The 2,610-nt window shown below is 34.0% G+C and carries 1 protein-coding gene; it reads right to left on the bottom strand.

All coding sequences use genetic code 11. The features are described from left to right. Positions 1 to 171: 171 nt before the first annotated feature. A complete protein-coding gene (locus G519_RS0138100; protein WP_029198995.1) occupies positions 172 to 1,497 on the bottom strand; it encodes a tyrosine-type recombinase/integrase in 1,326 nt (441 codons plus the stop codon). Positions 1,498 to 2,610 lie beyond the last annotated feature (1,113 nt).

Genomic DNA, 2,610 nt, shown 5'->3' with positions numbered 1-2,610 from the left:
GTCCTTTTCCTTTACTGTGATACGGTCATTATATTCGTCAATCCCTGGACAGGCAATTCCGTCAGCTTTTGGGCATTATGATTCAGCGGCAACAAATGAAAGCATCATACGGTACATTCAATTCATCACACATTTCTTGATAATTATATTTGGACGCATTGTTGAGATTCATTATATTTGATCGATCCCTTCGACTGGATTATAAGCTAAGGTATTTTCAAGCAGCGTTTCGATACTTCGATAGAAATAATGTAACGTTGAAACTAAATGCTTGTGTCCTGCTGATAGTGAAACCTGATTGATATCATTGCGGTCATTCAGCGCATTTGTGATAAATGTATGTCTTAATGATTTTGCAGAGAAGCGTGATTCGCCGAATGTTATTTTGTTGTATACGTTTATCACACTTCCGATAGCTTTGGTATTCATGGGATCACCAGTTTCCAAAAGAAATAGGTGGTCTGTCTCGGCGGGAAGTTTTTTTCTGTATTCCAAATATATTGAGATGTGTTTCATTACAAATTTATCGACTTTCAGAACTCGCTGACCGGACTTCTTGCAATATAATGTTAAAGTTGATTCTGTAGTGTTGACATCTGAGATCTTAATGTTGCAGACTTCGATAGGTCGACATCCTATATCTACAAAAATTAGAGTGGTTGCAAGATCCCGTTTAAAATTTCTGAACTTATTATTAACTATCCCCTCGATGAAACGTAGTCGATCTTCATTAGTTACGTATTCATTGTCACGAGTTATTTGACTACCTTTGAACTTAAGAGGGATGTCATATTTATAACTAACCAAACTAATTGAATATAGATAGTTGATAAAGTGTTTAAGTTTTAATAGCTTATCATATGCTGTTTTCTTCTTGATTTCTTTTAGCAGAAATCGGCTCTCGAGATGGTTTTCGTACTCCTTGATATATTCACGGGGAAGTGATTCGATAGAAGTTATTCCACTACTTCTAAGGAATCTTAAGAAATAAGCAATGGTGTTGTAATGTTCGTTGATACAGGAGGCATTGCGTTTCTCCAACTTTTCCATGTAATTACGAAAAATCTGATTTTGAACAAAGTCTTTTTTCTTCCTACCGTTAATGTAAAAGACTTTATTTTCTCTTTTATTTGGCTTAGATAATTTAGGTTTTCGTGGTTTAGTACTCTGAAAAAATAGGTTCCAATCATCAGAAACCAGGCCATTTAAGGTTAAAAATTGAAAGTACTTTTTTAAGCCGTTGGATGTGTTTGCATGTTCTCTTTTACTAATCTGTTTAAGAGCATAACTTTGGTTAAGTTTCTCTAGAGATAGCTTTAAAAAATCAACGACTTTAAAATTGGTGGAAAATGGATTGTGTACTAAGTAATCAAATGCTGACATTTTAAATTCCATAACGACTCTCAGTGGTGTAGACTGTTTTACGATTCCAAGCGAGTTTAGATAGCTTTTGAAATCATGTTGCTCTCGGGAGATACTTTTCAATTGACCAAGCATGTGATCACCTCTAATTTTATTTTTGACATATAAGTCTATTAATATACTCAGAAATTTTAGTAGATTAATAGAATTAGGACTTCACAGAGTAGTTATTATTGGATATAATGAAAAAAGAAATTGTTACCTGTTGCGCAAGTCGAATGCCCTATGCGGCGGAATTTATGGTAAGGGGATAAGTATGTCCACTTTTCATGGTCCCGTGCATCAGGGCTTTTTTGTATTCATTTCCTGATGACTGTATACATTACGTATAAAGGCTGCGCACTCATCATCAAAACTTTTAATTATTTAGGTTTTATGTAAAAAAATTACATAAATGCCGTAATAATTTTGCTTAATGGAAAAAAACTCGCTTTCTGTCGAAAGCGTTAGGGGGGATGATATTTAAATTGACATCGGTGAAATAGCCGGAATTTAAAATGAGTGAGTGCGTAAAATGGCTGCTAAAACTTTTCCGTAAAAGAAACGGAGTGTTTTAGGAGCTATTTTTGATTTAAATGGTATAGAATTTTGTGGGATTAGATTTTAAAGAAAGGAGGTGACTGGACATGAAAGATAATTCGATATTTGTTATAAGAAAGAATAAATTTCTAATAATCATAATAGCAATCATTTACTTTTCGTTCAGTTATCCGATAAATTCAAATCCCCAAGAATCCAAACCAATGTTAACATGGGTATCACATTAAAAGTTTACCCTTATTTAATGTTTGTAAAATTACCACTACCAATTGGTAGTTGTAACATAAGAAAAGTGAAAAAAACTTATTTTTATCCCAGGTGAGATAACTTGGAGATAAAAAAAGGTGAAGTCTTCTGGTCTGACGAACATCTAAATATGGCACAAGAGTTTCTTCGTGGAATTATTACTGAAGATGGTTTGGTAATGCCTTTTATAAAACCTAAGCGGCCCACTTATATTTTTATAATGCGAAGACTTTCACAACTAGGAATGAATAAAGTGAGAGAGTTTCTTCTGAAGCTTAAAAAGAAGGAGAGTCGTAGACTTTTTTTAATTGTATAGGAAATTATGCGGGATGCGGATCTGTGGATAAGTAATGTAGAATGGAAATGGGGGGGATGAAGGATGGGTGAGCCGAAATCGTATAA

Origin of the sequence: Paenibacillus alginolyticus DSM 5050 = NBRC 15375 (assembly GCF_000422905.1) — a bacterium.
GTDB lineage: Bacteria > Bacillota > Bacilli > Paenibacillales > NBRC-103111 > Paenibacillus_E > Paenibacillus_E alginolyticus.
The sequence above is the reverse complement of the archived record's forward strand: the minus strand, read 5'-3'. Positions and strand labels throughout refer to the sequence as shown.

Coding starts and splice junctions, on each gene's coding strand:
- G519_RS0138100 (WP_029198995.1), bottom strand. CDS start 1,497: ATGCTTGGTCAATTGAAAAGTATCTCCCGAGAGCAACATGATTTCAAA.